15 protein-coding genes are annotated in these 19,348 nt (G+C 58.9%); 2 read left to right on the plus strand and 13 right to left on the minus strand.

Annotation, left to right across the window (positions count from 1 at the left end; genetic code table 11):
- Positions 1–6: 6 nt before the first annotated feature.
- The 3 genes from V6582_RS18520 to V6582_RS18530 all read right to left on the minus strand — a co-directional run bounded on the left by V6582_RS18520 (position 7) and on the right by V6582_RS18530 (position 3,189).
- Complete coding sequence (locus tag V6582_RS18520; protein WP_156630591.1) at positions 7–1,083, minus strand: quaternary amine ABC transporter ATP-binding protein; 1,077 nt, start codon at positions 1,081–1,083, stop codon at positions 7–9.
- Positions 1,076–1,990, minus strand: a complete 915-nt coding sequence (locus tag V6582_RS18525; protein ID WP_156630592.1) for an ABC transporter permease — start codon at positions 1,988–1,990, stop codon at positions 1,076–1,078. Before V6582_RS18525 ends, V6582_RS18520 begins: the two co-directional genes overlap by 8 nt.
- Positions 1,991–2,190: 200 nt before the next feature.
- On the minus strand, positions 2,191–3,189 hold the full coding sequence (locus V6582_RS18530; RefSeq protein ID WP_156630593.1) for an ABC transporter substrate-binding protein: 999 nt from the start codon (positions 3,187–3,189) through the stop codon (positions 2,191–2,193).
- Between the two features lie 579 nt (positions 3,190–3,768).
- On the opposite strand from V6582_RS18530, the gene V6582_RS18535 reads away from it, so the two are divergent.
- Positions 3,769–5,223: a cobyric acid synthase gene (locus tag V6582_RS18535; protein WP_156630594.1), complete on the plus strand. Its 1,455-nt coding sequence runs from the start codon at positions 3,769–3,771 to the stop codon at positions 5,221–5,223.
- Here V6582_RS18535 and V6582_RS18540 read toward each other — a convergent pair whose 3' ends face one another.
- The 7 genes from V6582_RS18540 to gltA all read right to left on the minus strand — a co-directional run bounded on the left by V6582_RS18540 (position 5,224) and on the right by gltA (position 12,934).
- Complete coding sequence (locus V6582_RS18540) at positions 5,224–5,928, minus strand: phosphatase PAP2 family protein (protein WP_234889571.1); 705 nt, start codon at positions 5,926–5,928, stop codon at positions 5,224–5,226.
- 74 nt (positions 5,929–6,002) lie between these two features.
- Positions 6,003–7,220, minus strand: coding sequence for a molybdopterin molybdotransferase MoeA (locus V6582_RS18545; protein WP_156630595.1), 1,218 nt, complete (start codon positions 7,218–7,220; stop codon positions 6,003–6,005).
- Positions 7,220–7,705 carry a cyclic pyranopterin monophosphate synthase MoaC gene (gene moaC, locus V6582_RS18550; RefSeq protein ID WP_156630596.1) on the minus strand — a complete coding sequence of 162 codons (486 nt, stop codon included), beginning with the start codon at positions 7,703–7,705 and terminating at the stop codon, positions 7,220–7,222. The genes V6582_RS18545 and moaC overlap by 1 nt, the downstream gene beginning before the upstream one ends.
- Complete coding sequence (trpC, locus tag V6582_RS18555) at positions 7,702–8,517, minus strand: indole-3-glycerol phosphate synthase TrpC (RefSeq protein ID WP_156630597.1); 816 nt, start codon at positions 8,515–8,517, stop codon at positions 7,702–7,704. The genes moaC and trpC overlap by 4 nt, the downstream gene beginning before the upstream one ends.
- Positions 8,514–9,536 (minus strand): anthranilate phosphoribosyltransferase, encoded by a 1,023-nt coding sequence (gene trpD / locus V6582_RS18560; RefSeq protein WP_156630598.1) that lies wholly within the window; start codon positions 9,534–9,536, stop codon positions 8,514–8,516. Before trpD ends, trpC begins: the two co-directional genes overlap by 4 nt.
- A gap of 21 nt (positions 9,537–9,557) precedes the next feature.
- Positions 9,558–11,447: a peptidylprolyl isomerase gene (locus V6582_RS18565; protein ID WP_156630599.1), complete on the minus strand. Its 1,890-nt coding sequence runs from the start codon at positions 11,445–11,447 to the stop codon at positions 9,558–9,560.
- 197 nt (positions 11,448–11,644) lie between these two features.
- Positions 11,645–12,934, minus strand: a complete 1,290-nt coding sequence (gene gltA / locus V6582_RS18570) for a citrate synthase (RefSeq protein WP_015916260.1) — start codon at positions 12,932–12,934, stop codon at positions 11,645–11,647.
- A 308-nt stretch (positions 12,935–13,242) separates the two neighbouring features.
- Here gltA and V6582_RS18575 point away from each other — a divergent pair, with 308 nt between their 5' ends.
- A complete protein-coding gene (locus V6582_RS18575) occupies positions 13,243–16,290 on the plus strand; it encodes a ComEC/Rec2 family competence protein (RefSeq protein ID WP_349508897.1) in 3,048 nt (1,015 codons plus the stop codon).
- On the opposite strand, the gene lexA is transcribed toward V6582_RS18575, so the two are convergent.
- From lexA to V6582_RS18590, 3 genes are all read right to left on the minus strand, one after another.
- Entirely contained in the window at positions 16,271–16,990 is a 720-nt protein-coding gene (gene lexA, locus V6582_RS18580) for a transcriptional repressor LexA (RefSeq protein ID WP_060717064.1), read from the minus strand. The genes V6582_RS18575 and lexA overlap by 20 nt on opposite strands.
- A 380-nt stretch (positions 16,991–17,370) precedes the next feature.
- A complete protein-coding gene (locus V6582_RS18585) occupies positions 17,371–18,294 on the minus strand; it encodes a pseudouridine-5'-phosphate glycosidase (protein WP_087728389.1) in 924 nt (307 codons plus the stop codon).
- Positions 18,291–19,256: a carbohydrate kinase family protein gene (locus V6582_RS18590; RefSeq protein ID WP_156630602.1), complete on the minus strand. Its 966-nt coding sequence runs from the start codon at positions 19,254–19,256 to the stop codon at positions 18,291–18,293. Before V6582_RS18590 ends, V6582_RS18585 begins: the two co-directional genes overlap by 4 nt.
- Positions 19,257–19,348: the final 92 nt, after the last annotated feature.

A 19,348-nucleotide genomic window follows, 5' to 3' on the forward strand; every position in this document is an offset into this window, starting at 1 on the left:
AATCCCCTATTCTGCCGCCAGCGCTGGTTGGGCGCCTTGTTGGACGGTTTGTGCGGGTGAGACCATGGCCGAAAGGATGATCGACAGGTCAATGGTGCCGATCTGGTGACCCGCTTTATCGGTCACTTGTGCCTCTGTGACGCCTTGCTCCACCATGGCCCGGGCCGCCGTTTCCAGTGTCGTGCGGGCGGTGAGCTTGAACTGGCCCGACTGCTGGCCTGACAGGCTGTGTGCCGGGACCATCACCGTGCCGATGCGGATCACGCGGCCACGATTGACCTCGCGCACGAAAGCGGAAATGTAATCGTCTGCTGGGCGCAGCACGATATCCTGGCCGCTGCCCTGCTGCACCACCTCGCCATCGCGCAGAATGGCGATCTTGTCGCCTAGCCGCAAAGCCTCGTCCAGATCGTGGGTGATGAACACCACGGTCTTTTGCAATTCCTGCTGCAAATCGATCAGCATGGTCTGCATGTCGACCCGGATCAGTGGGTCCAGTGCGGAATAGGCTTCGTCCATCAAGAGGATATCGGCATCGGTTGCGAGCGCCCGCGCCAGGCCGACGCGCTGCTGCATGCCGCCGGAAAGCTGGTTCGGATAATGATTCTCAAAGCCGGAAAGCCCGACCCGCTCGATCCAGTAATGACCCTTGGAAAGGCTTTCCTGCCGCGGCATGCCCTGGATATCGAGGCCATAGAGAACATTTTCCATCACGGTTCGATGCGGCAGCAGGCCGAACTTCTGAAAGACCATCGCGGTTTTCCGGCGCCTGAAATCGCGCAGCTGCGCTGGCGACATGGCGCATATGTCGGTTCCGTCATAAAGCACTTCGCCCGCTGTCGGCTCGATCAACCGGTTGATATGGCGGATCAGCGTGGACTTGCCGGAGCCGGAAAGCCCCATGACCACGGTGATCTCGCCGCCGGGCATGTCAATGCTGATGTCGCGCAGGCCGAGCACATGGTGATGCCTGTCATTCAACTCGGCCTTGGTGATGCCCTGGCGTACGGCGTCGATATGGGATTTCTCGTCGGGGCCGAAAATCTTGTAGAGATTGCGGATATCTATGCCGTGACTAGCCATGCAGCACCTGTGTATGTTTCTGGAGGCGTTTGCCATAGGCCTGGCTTGCCCTGTCGAAAATGATGGCGATTGCCACAAGTGCAAAGCCGTTGAGCAGGCCGATGGTGAAGAACTGGTTGGTAATGGCCTGCAAGACATTCTTGCCGAGCCCGCCAACACCGATCATCGAGGCGATGACCACCATGGCCAGCGACATCATGATCGTCTGATTGATGCCCGCCATGATGTTGGGAAGGGCGAGCGGGATCTGTACGTTGAACAGTTTCTGGCGCTCGGACGACCCGAAAGCATCCGCAGCTTCGATGGCTTCGCGGCTGACAAGGCGGATACCGAGATTGGTGAGCCGGATAATCGGCGCGATGGCATAAATCACCACGGCGATCAGGCCCGGCACCTTGCCGATCCCGAAAATCATCACCACAGGGATCAGATAGACGAAACTCGGCATGGTCTGCATCACGTCGAGCACCGGGTTGAAGGTAGACTGGGCGCGGTCGGACCGCGCCATCCAGATGCCGATGGGAATGCCGATGACGATGGCGCAGAGCGTACACACGGTCACCATGGCAAGCGTTATCATGGTATCCTGCCAGAGACCGGCCATGCCGATCAACAGCATGGCAAGAGCCGTGCCGAGTGTAATGCGCCAATTGTGGCTGACGCCGTAGACAATGGCGGCCAGTGCGATGATCATAACGATCCAGGGCGTATCGACGAACAGCGCCTGAAGCCAGTTCAGGAACCATTGCAGCGGCAGGGTCAATCCGTCGAGGAAATCGCCGTAGGAACGGACGAAGGTCTTGAAGCCGGTATCGACGGTCTTCTTGAAATTCCGCATGAGAGTGTCATCCACCGCCGGAAACCGGCAGAGGAAGGTGGGGATATAGCTACAGATAGCGGATGCCATATGTGCTCCTTATCGTGCGGATCAAAGCCAATGCCGATCTATTCGGCGTTATTGACGCGGCCTGATCATTGTATTGTTGGTGGCGGTGGCATGGCCAAGCCGCCGCGAGAATGACGGTAGAGACATGTCCACCGTCATCCGCGAATGATTGAATTCATCGCTGACGGGAGATCGCGGGAATAGCGGCCTCCCGGGCGTTATCAAAGAGCGGCCTTGACCTTTTCAGCGACATCAGGCGAGACCCACTGTGTCCAGACATCAGGATAGGTCTTCAGGAAATATTCGGCCGCATCAGCATTGTCCGCCTGGTTCTCGCTCATCCAGGCCAGAACCTTGCCGATGGTTTCATTGTCCCACTGGCGTTTGCCGACATAGTCCATCGTCACACCCGCCTTCTCGGCAAAGGTCTTGGTGACGACACTATAGACATCCGTGACCGGGTAATCGTTGACGCGGGGATCGGCACAATCGGCAACCGAGGTGCAGCGGTCCCATTCCGCCTTGTCGAAGGGGGTATCCATGCCAAGTTTGACCATATCGTATTTGCCGAGAATGGCGGTGGGCGCCCAATAATAGCCAAGCCATCCCTGCTTCTTTTCGATGGCATTGGCAATCGAGCCGTCCAGCGCGGCAGACGAGCCGCTGTCGACAAGCTGGAAGCCTGCATCGTCACCCTTCAGCGCCTTGTAGATATTCTCGGTGGTGACCTGGCAGGCCCAACCGGATGGGCAATTGGTAACAGCACCCTTGGACGAATCCTCCGGGGCGGGGAAAAGCTCGGGATGTTTCAGCGCGTCCTGTACGGTCTTGATGTCAGGATGTTCGTCGGTGATATATTTCGGAACCCACCAGCCCTCAACGCCGCCATCCTTCAGAATGCGTGCGGCTTTGAGCAGGCGACCGTCCTTGACGGCTTCCGCCAGCGGCTTTTGAATCGTATTGACCCAAAGCTCAGGGGCCAGTTCCGGCTCGCCCTTTTCATTCATCGAGGTGAAGGTTGGCATGGTATCGCCAGTCACCAGATTGACGGAACAACCATAACCGCTTTCCAGAATGATCTTGTCGACATTGGCCGCGACGCCGGCTGAGGCCCAGTTCATTTCCGCAATGGAGACCGAGCCGCAATCGGCAGCCTCGGCGGAACCGGCCATGCCATACAATCCGGCGGCGAGTATCGTGGAAACGAGCAATGTCCTCATATCGTGGAGTTCTCCGTTTTATTGGCGCATGTGTAGCGCATGGGCGTAACTGTTTTCACGCATGACAGCCGATCCCGGCCGCATATTTCGCAACCCGGGTCGGGCATATTGGATGGAAGGACCGCTACTCGGCAAGCCTCTCGGATGATGAGCCCGAGGCACTTCCAGGCCAGTCCCAGTGCAATCCTTGTCTGTTTACGACAACGACAAGGGTAGGGGCTTGGCCGTATAAATCAACCGTCTTGCAGCTTTTTGTTCGAATAAATGTCGCATAAAAGCCATTAAGCGCCATGCAAGCACACATGCTCTCATGGATAAAATCCGAGCGCTCGCGCGCCCTGATGAGCCCCAATGGATTGAAAAAAGGCCGGAATCCAGCGCGGTCAATCAAACTGGTTCCCGCCCATTCTGTATCCTTTTCAGGAAAAACTGTGGAAAAGCCAGTCTTTGTCCACCATTGCCTTCCAGCGGGTCGCAGGCCATACCACAAACCATCGACATGAGATCTGGTAGCAAGACGCGCGGCCCATTCTGAACATGGCTGCGTTTTGAACCGAATTGCAGGAGCTGGCAAACGTCATGAAGCGGATGGTTATGCTCCAGGGCACCGGCTCGGATGTCGGCAAGACGGTTCTGGTGGCGGGGCTTTGCCGGTTGGCGCGGCTGCATGGACGTGTCGTGCGTCCGTTCAAGCCGCAGAACATGTCCAACAATGCCGCCGTGGCTGACGATGGCGGGGAAATCGGCAGGGCGCAGTGGCTCCAGGCGCTGGCCTGTGGCGTGCCATCTTCGGTGCATATGAACCCGGTTTTGCTGAAACCACAAAGCGAGACTGGCAGCCAGATCATCGTGCAAGGCCGCGTGTTTGGCCAGGCGAAGGGGCGCGATTACCAGCGGCTGAAACCGCAATTGCTCGGCGCGGTGCTCGACAGTTTTGAAGAGGTGAAGGCCGGGGCCGATCTGGTGATTGTCGAGGGCGCAGGCTCTCCAGCCGAAATTAATTTAAGGGCTGGGGACATAGCCAATATGGGCTTTGCCACCCGCGCCAATGTGCCGGTGGTGCTGGTTGGCGATATCGATCGCGGTGGGGTGATTGCCTCGCTGGTCGGCACCCATGCCATCCTGCCGGAGGAAGACCGCCGGATGATTTGCGGCTATATTATCAACAAGTTCCGGGGAGACCAGAGCCTGTTTGCCGACGGTATCGAAGCCATTGGCCGCTACACCGGCTGGCCGAGTTTCGGCATCGTGCCTTGGCTGAAGGCTGCTGGGCGGTTGCCGCCGGAAGACAGCGTGGCGCTGGAACGATTGAGCCGCAGTTCGACCGGCGCTTTGAAGATTGCCGTGCCGGTTTTGTCACGTATTGCCAATTTCGACGATTTCGATCCACTTGCCACAGAGCCTTCCGTCGATCTGGTCTATGTGCGTCCCGGCGAACCCTTGCCGGCCGATGCGGCGCTGGTGATTCTGCCGGGCTCCAAGGCAACAATTGGCGATCTCGCGGACCTGCGCGCACAAGGATGGGACAAGGACCTTATCCTGCATCGTCGGCGTGGTGGGCGGATCATCGGTATTTGCGGCGGCTATCAGATGCTGGGCAATAGCGTTGCCGATCCGCTGGGGCTGGAGGGCGCTCCCTGCCGCGTCGAAGGCCTCGGTCTGCTTGAGATTGATACCGAGATGGCGCCGGAAAAGACCGTGCGCAATAGTGCGGCTCATTCGCTGGAATATGACATGACCCTGAGCGGCTATGAAATCCACCTCGGGCAGACCGATGGTCCGGATTGCCAGCGTCCTTCCCTGACGATCCGTGGCCGGGCCGATGGGGCTATGTCCGCTGATGGCAAGGTGATGGGCACCTATCTGCATGGGCTGTTTGCCAATGACAGCTACCGGGCCGCGCTGCTGCAAAGCTTCGGGATCAGCAATGCTACTGAAAATTACCGGCAGAGTGTCGAGCAGGCCCTGGACGATCTGGCTCGCGAACTCGAAAACGTGCTGGACAAGGCCTGGCTGGACAGCCTGATCGGCTGATTATTGTTCTGGCTCAAACGGTGTGCGACGCCGGTTCAACGCATCGGCTATCATCCAGACACACAGCGCCCAGGCGCCGCCGACCGTCCAGCCTGCGATGATATCCGTTGGCCAATGCACGCCGAGAAACACCCGGCTGACGCCAATCAACAGCGTCAGGAACAGGCCCGCGCCGAAGGTGAAATAGCGCAATTGCCATGTCGGCTGGGCGCGGGCCAGCATGGCGCCAAGCGTCAGATAGGTAATGGCCGACATCATGGCATGGCCGCTCGGAAAGCTCATGGTCTGCACACTGACCAGATGCGGTACCACATCCGGCCTGGCACGGGAAAACAGCAGTTTCAGACCGGACTCGGCTAAGGCTCCGAGCGAAATTGCCAGTCCGACAATCATGGCATTGCGGGTCTTGCCCGCCGCAAGCAGATAAAACACCGTCAGCACAGTGACGAGGGTAATCACCGTGAAGCCGCCAAGGCTGGTAATGTCACGCACCGAATTGACCAGCCAAGAGGGGCCGATGGTCAGTCCTGGATCGTCCTTGATCCGGAGCGCCAGCAAGATGGCACGGTCGAAGGCATGGCTTTCCTGATCAAAGACGTCTTCTGCGATTTTTGCAAACAGCAACCCAAGCCCGGCCAAAATGGTCATACTGGCGAGAAGGCGCGGCTCGATCCGGTTGCGCAGACGTTCAGGCAGAAATTTCAAGGCATGCTCCCGATTTGGTCATCCGCTTGTTGTTTCAGTAGATAATGCGGCAGATGCCTTTCACCAAGAGGCGCTTACGGATGCAATAACAACACCATGCATTGGCCGCCTTCCCGCAGGGCTGACGCATGTGGGGGGCGCACGATCAAGGCCCCGGCCTCGGCAAAAATCCGCATCATCGAGGAATCCTGTTTCGGAAAGGTGGTCACCCAAAGCCCATCCGCCGAATCGACCCGTAATTGGGCGCGCAGATAGTCCTGTCGCTGATCGTTGGCGGCAAGTGCTGTTGCCGTGCGGGCGTGCTTGAGGCGCTGAGGCAGAGGGCGATGGCCGAGCTTGGCAATCAGCGGTTCGAGAAACAGCAGGCTACAGACCATGCTGGAGATGGGATTGCCCGGCAGGCCGAGCACATGCATCGGTCCAAGCTTGCCCACCATCAGCGGCTTGCCGGGGCGCATGGCGATTTTCCAGAAATCCAGCACCATGCCTGCATCGGTAAGCGCTGCCTGCACCAGGTCATGATCGCCGACCGATGCGCCGCCGGTCGTCACCAGTACATCCGCGCCTGCCGTCTCCGCTTTGCGGATGGCCGCGACGATGGCGTCATGATCATCAGGCACGATCCCGAGATCCAGCACGTCCGCGCCCAGATTTTCGGCAAGGGCCGTAATGGCAAATGTATTAGAGGCGATGATCTGGCTTGGCCCCGGCGCAGTCCCGGGCGTCACCAGCTCGTCACCGGTGGCGAGAAGGGCGATGAGCGGCTTGCGATAGACCGGGACATTTGCATGATTGCCGCTCGCAGCCAGCATCAGCTTTGCAAAATCCAAAACCTTGCCCGCCGGGATCAAAACCGCGCCCTCGGTAAAATCCTGGCCGCGAGGCCGGATATGGCGCCCCTGCACGGCGGCGAATGTGGTGCGAATACGAAGGTTGCTCTCCGCCGGTTCCGTGTCTTCCTGGATGAGCACGCTATCGGCACCATCAGGCACCGGGGCGCCGGTAAAGATACGCACGCATTGCCCGGCGCCCACCCGGCCATCAAAGCCGTGTCCGGCCGCCGATTGGCCGATCACGGACAATTCAGTCCCCGGCGTAAGGGCATCTTCAGCCCGCAGCGCGTAGCCGTCCATGGCCGAGGCATCGAAAGGCGGCTGCGTCAGCCGAGCGGTGATATCCTCTGCGAGGATACGATTGCAGGCCTGGCGGAGCGGTATAGTTTCCGTGTCCTGCAGCGGGGTCGCAGACGCCAGCAGTCTGGCTTGGGCCTCTTCCACGGGTAGCAGCGACATTATCCAGCCTCCGGATGGCGAAACGGGCCGGATTTTCCGCCGGTCTTTTCAACGACCCGAATTCCACCGATCTCCATGGTTTTGTCGGCGGCTTTTGCCATGTCGTAAATCGTCAGACAGGCAACCGAAACGGCAGTCAGCGCTTCCATCTCGACGCCGGTCTTTCCGGTTAGTTTGACGGTCGCCGTGACGCGCAGGCCGGGCAGGGCGGTGTCTTCGGTGATGTCGACACTGACCTTGGTCAACATCAGTTGATGACAGAGCGGGATCAGGTCTGCCGTGCGCTTGGCGGCCATGATTCCGGCCAGCCTTGCCGTGCCGATCACGTCGCCCTTCTTGGCATTGCCGTCGCGGATCAATACCAGCGTTTCCGGTGCCATGCGGATATGACCCTCGGCTATGGCGACCCGCACGGTCTCGACCTTGTCGCCGACATCGACCATATGCGCTTCGCCCGCAGCGCCGATATGGGTCAGGCCGCTCATTCGGCGGCTTGGCGGTCGGCTGAGCCGGTCAATAGCGCCTTGGTGGCGCCAGTCACATCGTCCTTACGCATCAGGCTTTCGCCGACCAGGAAGGTGTTGATGCCGGATTTTTGCAGGCGAAGACAGTCTTCGTGGGTGAAAATTCCGCTTTCGCCAACCAGCAGTCGGTCGGCAGGCACCATGGCGGCCAGCCTCTCGCTGACGGCAAGATCGACCTCGAACGTGCGCAGATTGCGATTGTTGATGCCGACGAGCGGTGAGGTGAGTTTCAGTGCCCGGACCATTTCCTCTTCATCATGCACCTCGATCAGCACGTCCATGCCGAGCGCCAGGGCTTCCCCTTCCAGATCAGAGGCCTCGGAATCGGACAGGGACGCCATGATCAGCAGGATGCAATCCGCGCCCCAGGCACGCGCTTCATGCACCTGATAGGCCTCGAACATGAAATCCTTGCGCAGCGCCGGAAGTGTGCAGGCCGCACGGGCAGCGACCAGAAACTCCGGTGCGCCCTGAAAGCTTGGAGCGTCGGTCAGGACCGACAGACAGGCAGCCCCACCCGCCTCATAGGCTTGGGCCAGCGCCGGTGGGTCGAAATCGGGACGGATCAGGCCTTTTGACGGGCTGGCCTTCTTGATCTCGGCAATCAATCCGAAATTGCCCGAAGCCTGCTTTGCCCGTAAAGCCTTGTAGAAGCCACGTGCTGGCGGCTGGTCGGCGGCTCGGGCCTTGATCTCATCCAGCGGTATAGCACTCTTGGCGGCAGCGATTTCCTCGCGCTTATAGGCTTCGATTTTTTTCAGGATGTCACTCATGCCGAATGTCCTCCATTGGAGACGGAAATCAGTATCTCCAGCCGGTTCAGGGCAGCGCCGCTGTCCAACGATTGCGCGCCTAGCGCCATGCCGTCTGCCAGTGTTGCGGCTTTTCCGGCTATGACCAGGGCTGCGGCGGCATTGCAGAGCGCCACGTCGCGATAGGCATTTTTCTCACCTTCAAGAACAGCGCGCAAGGCCTTGGCATTATATTCGCCGTCGCCGCCCTTCAGAGCGGCCAGCTCAACCTGTGCCACGCCAAAATCACCGGGCGTCAGCTCAAAACTGCGGATCTTGCCCTGTTCGAGTGCCGCCACCTGCGTCGTGCCAGTCGTGGTGATTTCATCAAGGCCATTGCCATGCACGACCCAGATGCTCTCACTGCCCAGATCACGCAGGGTCTCGGCCAGCGGTATCACCCATTCCGGCGCATAGACGCCGAGCAACTGCTTTTTGACGCCAGCCGGATTGGCGAGCGGTCCCAGAAGATTGAAAATGGTGCGTGTGCCAAGCTCTACCCTTGCCGGGCCGACATGGCGCATGGCGGAATGATGCAGCTGGGCAAACATGAAGCCGACGCCAGCCTCAGATATGCAGCGGCCAATGATGGCCGGATCGATATCCAGCTTGACGCTGAGGGCAGTCAGGCTATCAGCCGCGCCGGATTTCGAGCTGAGTGCCTTGTTGCCGTGCTTGGCGACCGGAACCCCAGCGCCTGCAACGATCAGGGCCGCCAGCGTCGAAATGTTATAGGTGCCAGTTCCATCTCCGCCCGTTCCCACGATGTCGATGGCATCCGCGGGGGCGGTGACCGGCAGCATCTTTTGACGCATGACGGTGACCGCGCCGACAATCTCCGGCACGGTTTCGCCGCGCATGCGCAGAGCGATCAGGAAGCCGCCAATCTGGGCAGGCGTTGCCTCTCCCGACATCAGGATGTTGAAGGCATCCGCCGCCTCATCCCGTGTCAGTGCTTGCCCGCTGGCGACCTTTGCGATGAATGGCTTCAGCCCGTTCATATGCTTCGCCCTCCCGGCGGTTCAGCGTGTGATGGCCTGCTGGGCCAGCGCCTGATTGATGGTGACGCCATATTTGGTCTGCAGCTGGTTGACCATCTGGTCGAGAATATCGTCACCGGCGGATTTGGCCAGCGCGGTAATCTGGCCTTCCTGCTGGTCGACGACATCACCGGTCGGCTGGGTGTTGACATCCGTGACCTTCAACAGGATCTGGGTCATCGGATCGGCACCAACCGCCGAGCCAATCGTGCCGGAAGGTCCACGGAATGCGGCCTGGACGGCAGCAGGGCCGAGCACAGGATCCTCGGTATCGCGGCGAAGACCGGCCTTGGTCTCAACGCCGATGGCCAGTTCAGTCGCGAGATCAGCCAGTGCCACCCCGGTATCGGCCTTGGCCTTCAACTGCTCCACCTTGGCGCCCAGCGCCTGTTTCTGCTGCTCGGTGGTCCAGTCGGAGATGGCCTTGTCCTTGACCTCATCCAGCGTTCTCTCGCGAGACGCATCAATGGCCGTCACGTCGAACCACATATAACCATTTCGTCCGATATTGAGCGGCAGGGGTTCCGCGCCCGCTTCGGTTTCGAACACCGACTTCAACAGATTGGCTTTTTCCGGCAGATTTTCTGCCGCCTTGCCGGTCTTGTCCTGTCCCTGAGCATCGATACCGTCAACCTTGATGGCTTTCAGGCCAGCCTTGGTGGCGGCTTCCTCGAGGCTTGAACCGGAGGCGCGCATATCCTCGAACCGGTCATGCACGTCATTGATCTGCTGGGCTGCGGCATTGGCGGCAAGATCGGCGCGAATCTGATCCTTGACTTCGTCCAGCGTCTTCGTGCGGCTTGGCTTGATATTGCTGACCCGCAGAATAACCGGGCCGAAGGCGCCTTCGACGACAGGTGTCGTATCGCTGTCTTTTGCGACAGCAAATGCGGCATCGGCCAGCTTCTGGTCGGGAATATCCGCCCGGGTGAAATCACCCAGCAGCACATCTGTTGCCGTCTTGCCCTGGTCGGCGACCAACTGATCGAAGGTCTTGCCGTTCTTCAGCGATTGGGCAGCGGATTCGGCCAGTTCCTTGGTCGGGAAGGTCAATTGCTCCAGCGTCCGGGTGCCGGCTACTTCGAATTTCTTGAGGTTGGCGTCGTATTCCTGCTTTACCTGCTCGTCAGTCACGGCTTTCGGATCGGCGATATCGGCAGGCTCCAGCTTTACGTAGGAAAAGCTGCGATATTCCGGCGCGCGGTAGCGCGATTTCATCGTGTTGAACCAGGTTTTCAGAACCGTTTCGTCCGGTGCCTTGATCGGGTCGATATTGGCAGTGGTCAGCAGCAGGTAATCGATGCTGCGGCTTTCCTGGCGATAGAGCTTCAGAGCATCGACCAGCACTTTCGGAGGCACGAATCCTTCCGCTGTCGCATCGACGATCTGGCTGCGAACCGCGACCTTGGAGCGCTCGGTGATATAATCCTGCTCACGAATGCCGGAATTGCGCAGCCGTGAGGTGAACAATTGCCGGTCGAACTGGCCATTGGTGTTCTTGAACGCCGGATCGTCGCCGATCAACTGCGCCAGGCGGTCCTGGGAAAGGCCGAGATTCATGTCCGAGGCCAGCTGATCGAGGGCGGCACCCGCGACCAACTGCTGGTAGACCTGCGACTCGATGCCGAGCGAACGTGCCTGCTCGCTTGTCAATTGCGTGCCGAAACGGCGACTGAGATCGGAGATCTGCCGCTGATAGGCGAGGCGGAATTCGTTGGAATTGACGCTCTGGCTGCCGACCTTGATGACCTTGTCCGACGTGTCGCTCATGATCGAGCTGGAAATGCCCCAGATCGCGAAGGATGCGACAAGCAAAAGAAGAAGCCCTTTTGCCACCCAGGTGCCGGCAGCTTTTCTCAGGATCACGAGCATCGGAACGAAAACCTCATCAATATTCTTCGCCGGATGCGAAGCAGTCGCCGTTGCTTAAAGCAATCCCTGAACAAATTGAAGGCTTTCTTGATGGAAAACCCCAATGCCATGGCATGAAACCTGTCATTTGCAGGCAGGCCCACGAAAAAGCCCGGCGAATTGATCGCCGGGCTTTGCATGAGACAGGATATTGCCGATCAGCGCTTGGCGACGGGCAGGTAGTCGCGCTTGGGTGCGCCAGTGTAAAGCTGGCGCGGGCGACCGATACGCTGCTGCGGATCTTCGATCATCTCGTTCCACTGCGCAATCCAGCCGACGGTGCGGGCGAGAGCGAACAGAACGGTGAACATTTCCGTCGGGAAGCCGAGGGCACGAAGCGTGATGCCGGAATAGAAGTCGACATTCGGATAGAGCTTCTTCTCGATGAAATATTCGTCGCTCAAGGCGATCTTTTCCAGCTCGAGCGCGACCTGCATCAGCGGATCGCCGGCATTGCCGGTGGCTTCCAGCACTTCATACATGGTCTTCTGCATGATCTTGGCGCGCGGGTCGTAGTTCTTGTAGACCCGGTGACCGAAGCCCATCAGGCGGAACGGATCGTTCTTGTCCTTGGCGCGGGCGATATATTCTGGAATCCGGTCGACCGTGCCGATTTCCCGCAGCATGTTCAGAGCCGCTTCGTTGGCGCCGCCATGGGCAGGGCCCCAGAGGCAGGCGATGCCGGCCGCGATGCAGGCAAACGGATTGGCACCCGACGAGCCGGCCAGGCGCACCGTGGAGGTGGAGGCGTTCTGCTCATGATCGGCATGCAGGATGAAGATCCGGTCCATGGCGCGGGCCAGAACCGGGTTGACCTTGTATTCCTCGCAAGGCACGGCAAAGCACATGTTGAGGAAGTTGGCGGCGTAATCCAGATCGTTCTTGGGATAAACGAAAGGCTGGCCGATGTGATACTTATAAGCCATGGCGGCGATGGTCGGCATCTTGGCGATCATCCGCAGGCTGGCAACCATGCGCTGGTGCGGATCGGTGATGTCGGTCGAGTCGTGGTAGAAAGCCGACAGAGCGCCGACCGTACCGACCATGACCGCCATCGGATGGGCGTCGCGACGGTAGCCTGAGAAGAATTTCGACATCTGCTCATGCACCATGGTGTGATGCGTGACGCGATGATCGAAGTCTTTTTTCTGGGCAACTGTCGGCAGTTCGCCGTAGAGCAGCAGATAGCAGACTTCCAGGAAGTCGCCTTTTTCAGCCAGCTGTTCGATGGGATAGCCGCGGTGCAGAAGCACGCCTTCGTCGCCGTCGATATAGGTGATTTTCGATTCGCATGATGCCGTGGAGGTAAATCCGGGATCATAGGTAAACTTGCCGGTATGCTTATAAAGAGCGCCGATGTCGATAACATCGGGGCCGATCGTGCCGCTTCGCACGTCAAGATCGACGGCCTTGTCCTCAATCTTCAAGTTTGCGCTTTGTTCCGTCATGGTGATCCTCCGGATATAGGCGGGAGACGCAGCTTTCGCCTCGTCCCAGGTTAAGCGTTGCAATTAGCTATATGATCCAGAGGTTAATGCCAAGCTATCCAAAGGACAAAGTGTGCATTGCAATAAGTCGGCACTTGCATTGCAGGCATGCGTTATCGCCAGAACTGCTTTTCTTGGTTTACACCCCCTTTCTCCTACAGCTTTTGATTGATAGTCTGCCGTTAGCGGCACGGTAAGATGTGTGGCCGAATTATCATAAAAGCAATTTTCAGGGGCCTCGCCGTTCGTCTTCAGCGCTTTGGAGGCGGATGGTATTGCAAGGCGCCGGGGCGACGGCAGGATCGATGCCGGATACGGTGGAATGGGAGCTGGTCAGGCAAAAAGAAGCGCTTACCGCGCGCGCCTTGCCATGGGATAAGCGCTCTTCCAAAACCCTGTTTGACGAGCTTCTGCGGCGCCCTGACATAGAGCCGGAAGGCGCAGCGGAAACCCCTGATTTCGACGGGAACTTCACTGCATCGCCTCTTCTGGTCTCCCGCTGGCAGCGCCTATTGCGCGCTCTCCACCGGGACGCTCTGCAGGAGCTTGCCTATGGCCGGACATTTCTGTTTTTGCCCGTTCTGCTTGGGCTCGGTGCGATCTGGTGGTTTACCCGTCCGCACGATCTTCCCCGGCTGCCGATTTTCCTGACTTTCTGTGCCGCCGGAGTGATCTGGCTGCGGGTTCGCTATCGTCATCCTGTCCTGGCCGCCGTCTGCGGCATTGCAACTCTCGGTCTTGCCGGCATGTTGCTGGCCGATGCGCAAACGGCGCGGCTGGATACGATCATCATCGACAGTGCAGTGACGACGGTGGTGCGCGGTAAAGTGGTTTCAGTGGAACCAAATGCCGACGGCAATCAAAGATATGTGATTGCACTGCACCAAACACGTTCCCCCAGCCTGAAGCGTATGCCGCAGCAGGTAGCGCTTCTGGCCCGCGGCACGCATGTGCCCTTCAATCCTGGTGACTGGATCGAGGGCAGGGCGCGGCTCTCCCCACCGTCCGGGCCTGCCTTGCCAGGCTTGAACGACTTTGCTTTTGCCTCTTATTTTGCGGGAACCGGGGCGATCGGCTATTTTTACCAGCCACCCAAATCATTCATGCCGGGGCCAGATATCGCGCCGCCGGATTTTTGGGAACGAGCCGGAATCAGGCTGGATGAGACGACACAGGAATTGCGCAATGGCATTTCCGACCGTATCAGGGCCATCGTGCCGGGCGACGCGGGCGCGTTTGCCGTAGCGATTGTGACCGGCGAGCGGCGCGGCCTTTCTGAGGAGGCCAATAACGATCTTCGCGTTTCCGGCCTTGCCCATATCATCTCGATTTCCGGTCTGCATATGGCGCTGGCCGGTGGGCTGTTCTTCGTGGGGATCCGGCGCCTGTTGAGCCTTGTGCCGGGTATGGCGGAGGCCCGCTCGGTCAAGAAGATTGCCGCAGCAGGGGCGATTGCCACCACGACCGGCTATTTTTTGATTTCCGGCTATGACATTGCCGCCCAGCGCGCCTATCTGATGATGGTCATCATGCTGTCGGCGGCTTTCTTCGACCGGCCTGTGCTCAGCCTGCGCAACGCGGCGCTGGCGGCTATCCTGGTGATTCTCCTCTCGCCGTCGCAGGTTATGGGGCCGAGCCTGCAAATGTCCTTTGCGGCGACTTTTGCCCTGATCGCCGGTTTCGACTTGTGGCGCCAGCGCCCAAGAATACCCCCCATCCTGCCGGCTATCCCGGTGCTGACAGTGTTGAAGCCGTTGATGACGGTGGTCAGCGGCATTCTGATGACCTCAGCGCTTGGCGGCTTCTCCACGGCGATGTTTTCAGCGGCGCATTTCCATCGGGTTGGATTGCATGGGTTGGAGGCCAATCTCCTGGCGGCGCCCCTGATGTCGATGCTTGTCATGCCGGCCGCGATGATAGGTGTGTTGCTCATGCCTTTCGGTCTGGACCAATGGCCGATCCAGTTGATGGGGCTTGGCCTTGAGGGCGTGTTGATGATCGCCAGCAAAGTCGCGAAGCTGTGGGGCACTGGCTTTACCTTCGGCCGATTCGAATGGTGGTTTCTGCCGGTCTCGGCAACCGGTCTGCTGATACTGACCCTGATGAAGACGCGGCTGAGGCTGATTGGTGTGGTCATGATGTTGACGGCGTTTGGCTATGAGGCAATAAAAACCGATCCGCCGCTGCCTGATCTTGCCATAACCGAAGATGGCCAACTGTTTGCTCTCTTTCGGACCGATGGCCGCAATGTCTTGACCGTCGCCACGAACAAGAAGCGTCCGCCGGGTTTCGTTTTCAACCAATGGCGCTCAGTGCTCGACATTGCCGATCCGATTGCGCCTGAAATATTGCCCAAGCTGGCAGCTGTCGAAATGGAGAAAGGCCAACAGGGAGCGAGGGAAGCAACGCGGGACGGAAAAACAAAAACAAAGTTGGGCAGCCAAAAAGCCAAGGAAAGAGAGCCGGTCGAGCCACAACAGGCTATGGCGGAGATGAGGGTTGCAAAGGAGAAGGCCGATAAAAAACCTGATCTTTTCCATTGCCGCACCGATGCTTTTTGTCTCGCAAGGCTCAGCAATGGTTGGACAGTCAGCCTGGTGCAGAATCGCGACTATAGCCAGGCCGCCTGCGCCCTGTCCGATCTGATCGTTTCGACTGAGGTCAGTCGCGATGCCGTCTGTGAGGCGCCGATGGCATCCACTGCTTCCTCCGAAAACACCGGAACGACCGTTATCCGGGACACTACGGAAGAAGGCACTGGGATGGACGTTGAAAGTGAACGGATAATGGCCGACGATGATGTGCTGGCATCTGACAACAGCAGCCCGTCCATTCGCTCCCAAACAATCAACCGAACGCAAGCGGGAGGCACTTCCGCAGCCAGTGCAAGCCCGGTACCAAGGCAGCACGTTGAATTGCCCACGGATAGCCAAGTCTCAGACGGCGCCTCGAACGCGGCCCAGAGTTCCCCGTCCCTCATAGAATCGGGTGAAATCGGCGCCTTCTTGCAAACGGAGAAGGTTGGAAACGCTGCACCGATGCTGTCACGCCCCCCGAAAGTCCTGACCCGCAACGATCTGCGGCGATTCGGTGCAATGGAAATCACGCTTGGCGATCCCGCCACCCGAACGCTGCATATCGTTACGGCATTTCAAAATCAGTATCGGCCCTGGACTCGCCACCGTTATTTCGACTGGCGCAGCAATCGCTATGACCGGCCGGATGGCAGGACCCACGCCAACGTGCCATCTGCTGCCAGCGACGACGTCCAGTCAGGTGCCGGCGATGTCAGCGAGCTTAGTGATAGCGACGAATAAGACCGACAAGCTTGCCCTGGATCTTTACCCGGTCCGGTCCGAAAATCCGCGTTTCATAGGCGGGATTGGCAGCTTCCAACGCGATCGATGCCCCACGGCGGCGGAAGCGTTTCAAGGTGGCTTCCTCATCGTCGACCAGAGCGACGACGATATCGCCCGGATTGGCGGTGGTCGCATTGCGGATGATGACCGTGTCGCCATCGAGAATACCGGCTTCGATCATCGAATCGCCTTTGACCTCGAGGGCGTAATGTTCGCCGCTGCCCAACATTTCCATTGGTACGGAAATGTCATGGGTGTTGTTCTGGATAGCGGAGATCGGCACGCCTGCCGCGATCCTGCCCATGACAGGGATCGATGAGGAATTGCGTACTTCCTCGACCGGTTTGGCCGGAGCGGATGGCACTGCCTGCAACTTGCCTCGGCTGCCTTCGATGACGGATGGCGAAAATCCCGTACGCCGAGGCGGTATGCTGGATGTCATGGCCTCCGGCAGTTTGATCACTTCCAGCGCCCGGGCTCGATTTGGCAAGCGACGGATGAAGCCGCGCTCTTCCAAAGCGGTGATCAGCCGGTGAATGCCGGATTTGGAGGCGAGGTCCAGGGCGTCCTTCATCTCATCGAAGGAGGGCGGTACGCCAGACTCCTTCATGCGCTCGTGTATAAACAGCAAAAGTTCCTGTTGCTTGCGAGTCAGCATTGGGACCTACCCTTTGAATTATGAAACAAATACAGAACATACGCTATCTGTTCCAGTTGTGTTCCGCAAGTCCTTCTTGAAAATTTCCTTTGAAGACGCAGCGAGAAGACGGCTTTGATGAGGATCGGGACGAGAAGCATCCTTTTAATAAGGGAGGGTGAGAGACACGCATCGTCCAGGAAGTCTCTACCTTCTTGTCCTTATGCCTGTCCGTTGAACCGGGCAGAAAGACAGAGAAAATCAATACTATCAAATTGCAGAATGAGATTTGGTGAAAGGTCGTCTCAGCGCGTATGGCCAACGATAAATCGACAACAATAAACTCTCATCGAGTCTGATCGGGGGCATTGTTGCCCCCGATCTGCTTTGATATCAGTGGTTTACAACATCGCGACGGCAATTTCCGCTGCAAGACGCGCGTTGTTTTCCACCAACGCGATATTGGTGGTCAGACTGCGGCCGTCGGTGAGGTGATAGATTGCGTCGAGCAGGAAAGGCGTCACGGCTTTGCCGGTGATTTCCTCGCGTTCGGCAGCGGCGAGCGCCCGGCCAATATAGATTTCCATTTCCTCGCGCGCGATTTCGTCTGCTTCCGGCACGGGATTGGCGATCAACATGCCACCATCGATGCCCAATTGGTCGCGTACCTTCTGGAAATTGGCAATTGCCGCCGGGCTTTCCAGTTTGAGTGGGCTTTTCAAGCCCGATTCCCGCGACCAGAAGGCTGGAAACTCATCGCTGTCGTAAGTCACGACAGGTACGCCACGGGTTTCCAAGACTTCCAGGGTCTTGGGAATATCAAGAATGGCTTTTGCTCCGGCGCAGACGACGATGACCGGGGTGCGGGCCAGTTCTTCCAGGTCAGCTGAAATGTCGAAGCTTTCTTCTGCACCACGATGCACACCGCCGATGCCGCCGGTGGCAAAAACCGAGATATTGGCGCGCGCGGCGGCGATCATCGTCGCGGCCACCGTGGTAGCGCCGGTGCGGCGTTCGGCAATGGCGTAGGCGAGATCGGCACGAGAGACCTTCAGGACATCAGTCATCTGCGCCAGTTTTTGCAGCTGATCTTCTTCCAGCCCGATATGCAAGACACCTTCAATAACGGCGATGGTGGCAGGTACGGCGCCGCCGTCGCGAATGATTGCCTCTACGCTTTGCGCCATCTCGACATTTTTCGGATAGGGCATGCCATGGGTGATAATGGTGGATTCCAGCGCAACAATGGGAGCATTGCGCGTCTTGGCCGCAGCCACTTCGCGGGCGTAAACGATGGGCAGGAGCGGAGAAATCGAACGGGTCATGGTCGGGAACTCGTTTGGCGGGAAAGGGCGCGCGGCTCGCCAACAAGGCCAAGGCGCGCGGCGAGGCGATCTGCGGTGAGGTCCTCGTCTGTTGCCCTGTCTGATAGCAGGGTCAGGCCAGCCAAGGCAACACCGTGGCGCAGCGCCAGCGGTAAGGAACTGTTGTGCACGCGCTGCGAAAGCACGCCTGCACAAAGCGAATCGCCAGCCCCGGTCACATCGACCAGTGCTTCCAGTGGCGGCGGTGTCAGGGCGTAGTCACCGCTTGCATCGAAGGCCACGACCGGCCCCGCACCATTGGTGACCACGCCGCCCTGTAGACCTTTCGCGCGAAGCAGGTCCGGCCAATCAGAAGGATCATCTGGCTTTATTCCCGCCAGTACCGCGGCTTCAGCGCTATTGAGAAACAGCATGTCGAAACTATCCAGACAGGTTGCGTATCGCACCACCTTGGCCGGTGAAATGCCGATCCCGGCTAGAGGTTTGGCAATTTGGCGCGCCATGGCGGCAATCGCCTCCAGCGTCTCTTGCGGCAGATTGGCATCGACCAGCAAAAGTCGGGCGGCATCAAAAGCCTCACGAACGGCGCGCACTTTCAGCCGGCGCGGCGAGAACAAACGGTAGAGGTCCATATCGGCCAGGCCGATCACCAGATTGCCGTCCTTTTCCAAAATGGCGGTGTAGCTTGGCGTGTTTCGATCGAGAAAAGTGAAAGGCCGGTCGTCGACGCCAGCCGCTTCGGCCGCGGCCGCCACCCGTTGGCCAAGCGCATCGCCGCCGCGGGGACTGATCATTGCAACATTCAATCCAAGCCGTGCCAACGCGCGCGCCGCGTTGAAGCCGCCGCCACCCGGTTCTTCCAGCCATCGCCCCGGATTGCTGGCGCCAGGAATGGTTTCCGCATCGATGCGTCCGCGCCGATCAATATGCGCGCCGCCCAGAACGAGAATGTCGAGACTCATACCTGCCAGTCTCCTGGAAACAGTGGAAATTCGAATCGCGAAGGCGTCATTCCGAAGGGTGTCATGAGCTGGAAACCAACTTCTCTTAGCGG

The organism is Agrobacterium vitis (assembly GCF_037039395.1).
GTDB classification, from domain to species: Bacteria; Pseudomonadota; Alphaproteobacteria; order Rhizobiales; family Rhizobiaceae; genus Allorhizobium; species Allorhizobium vitis_E.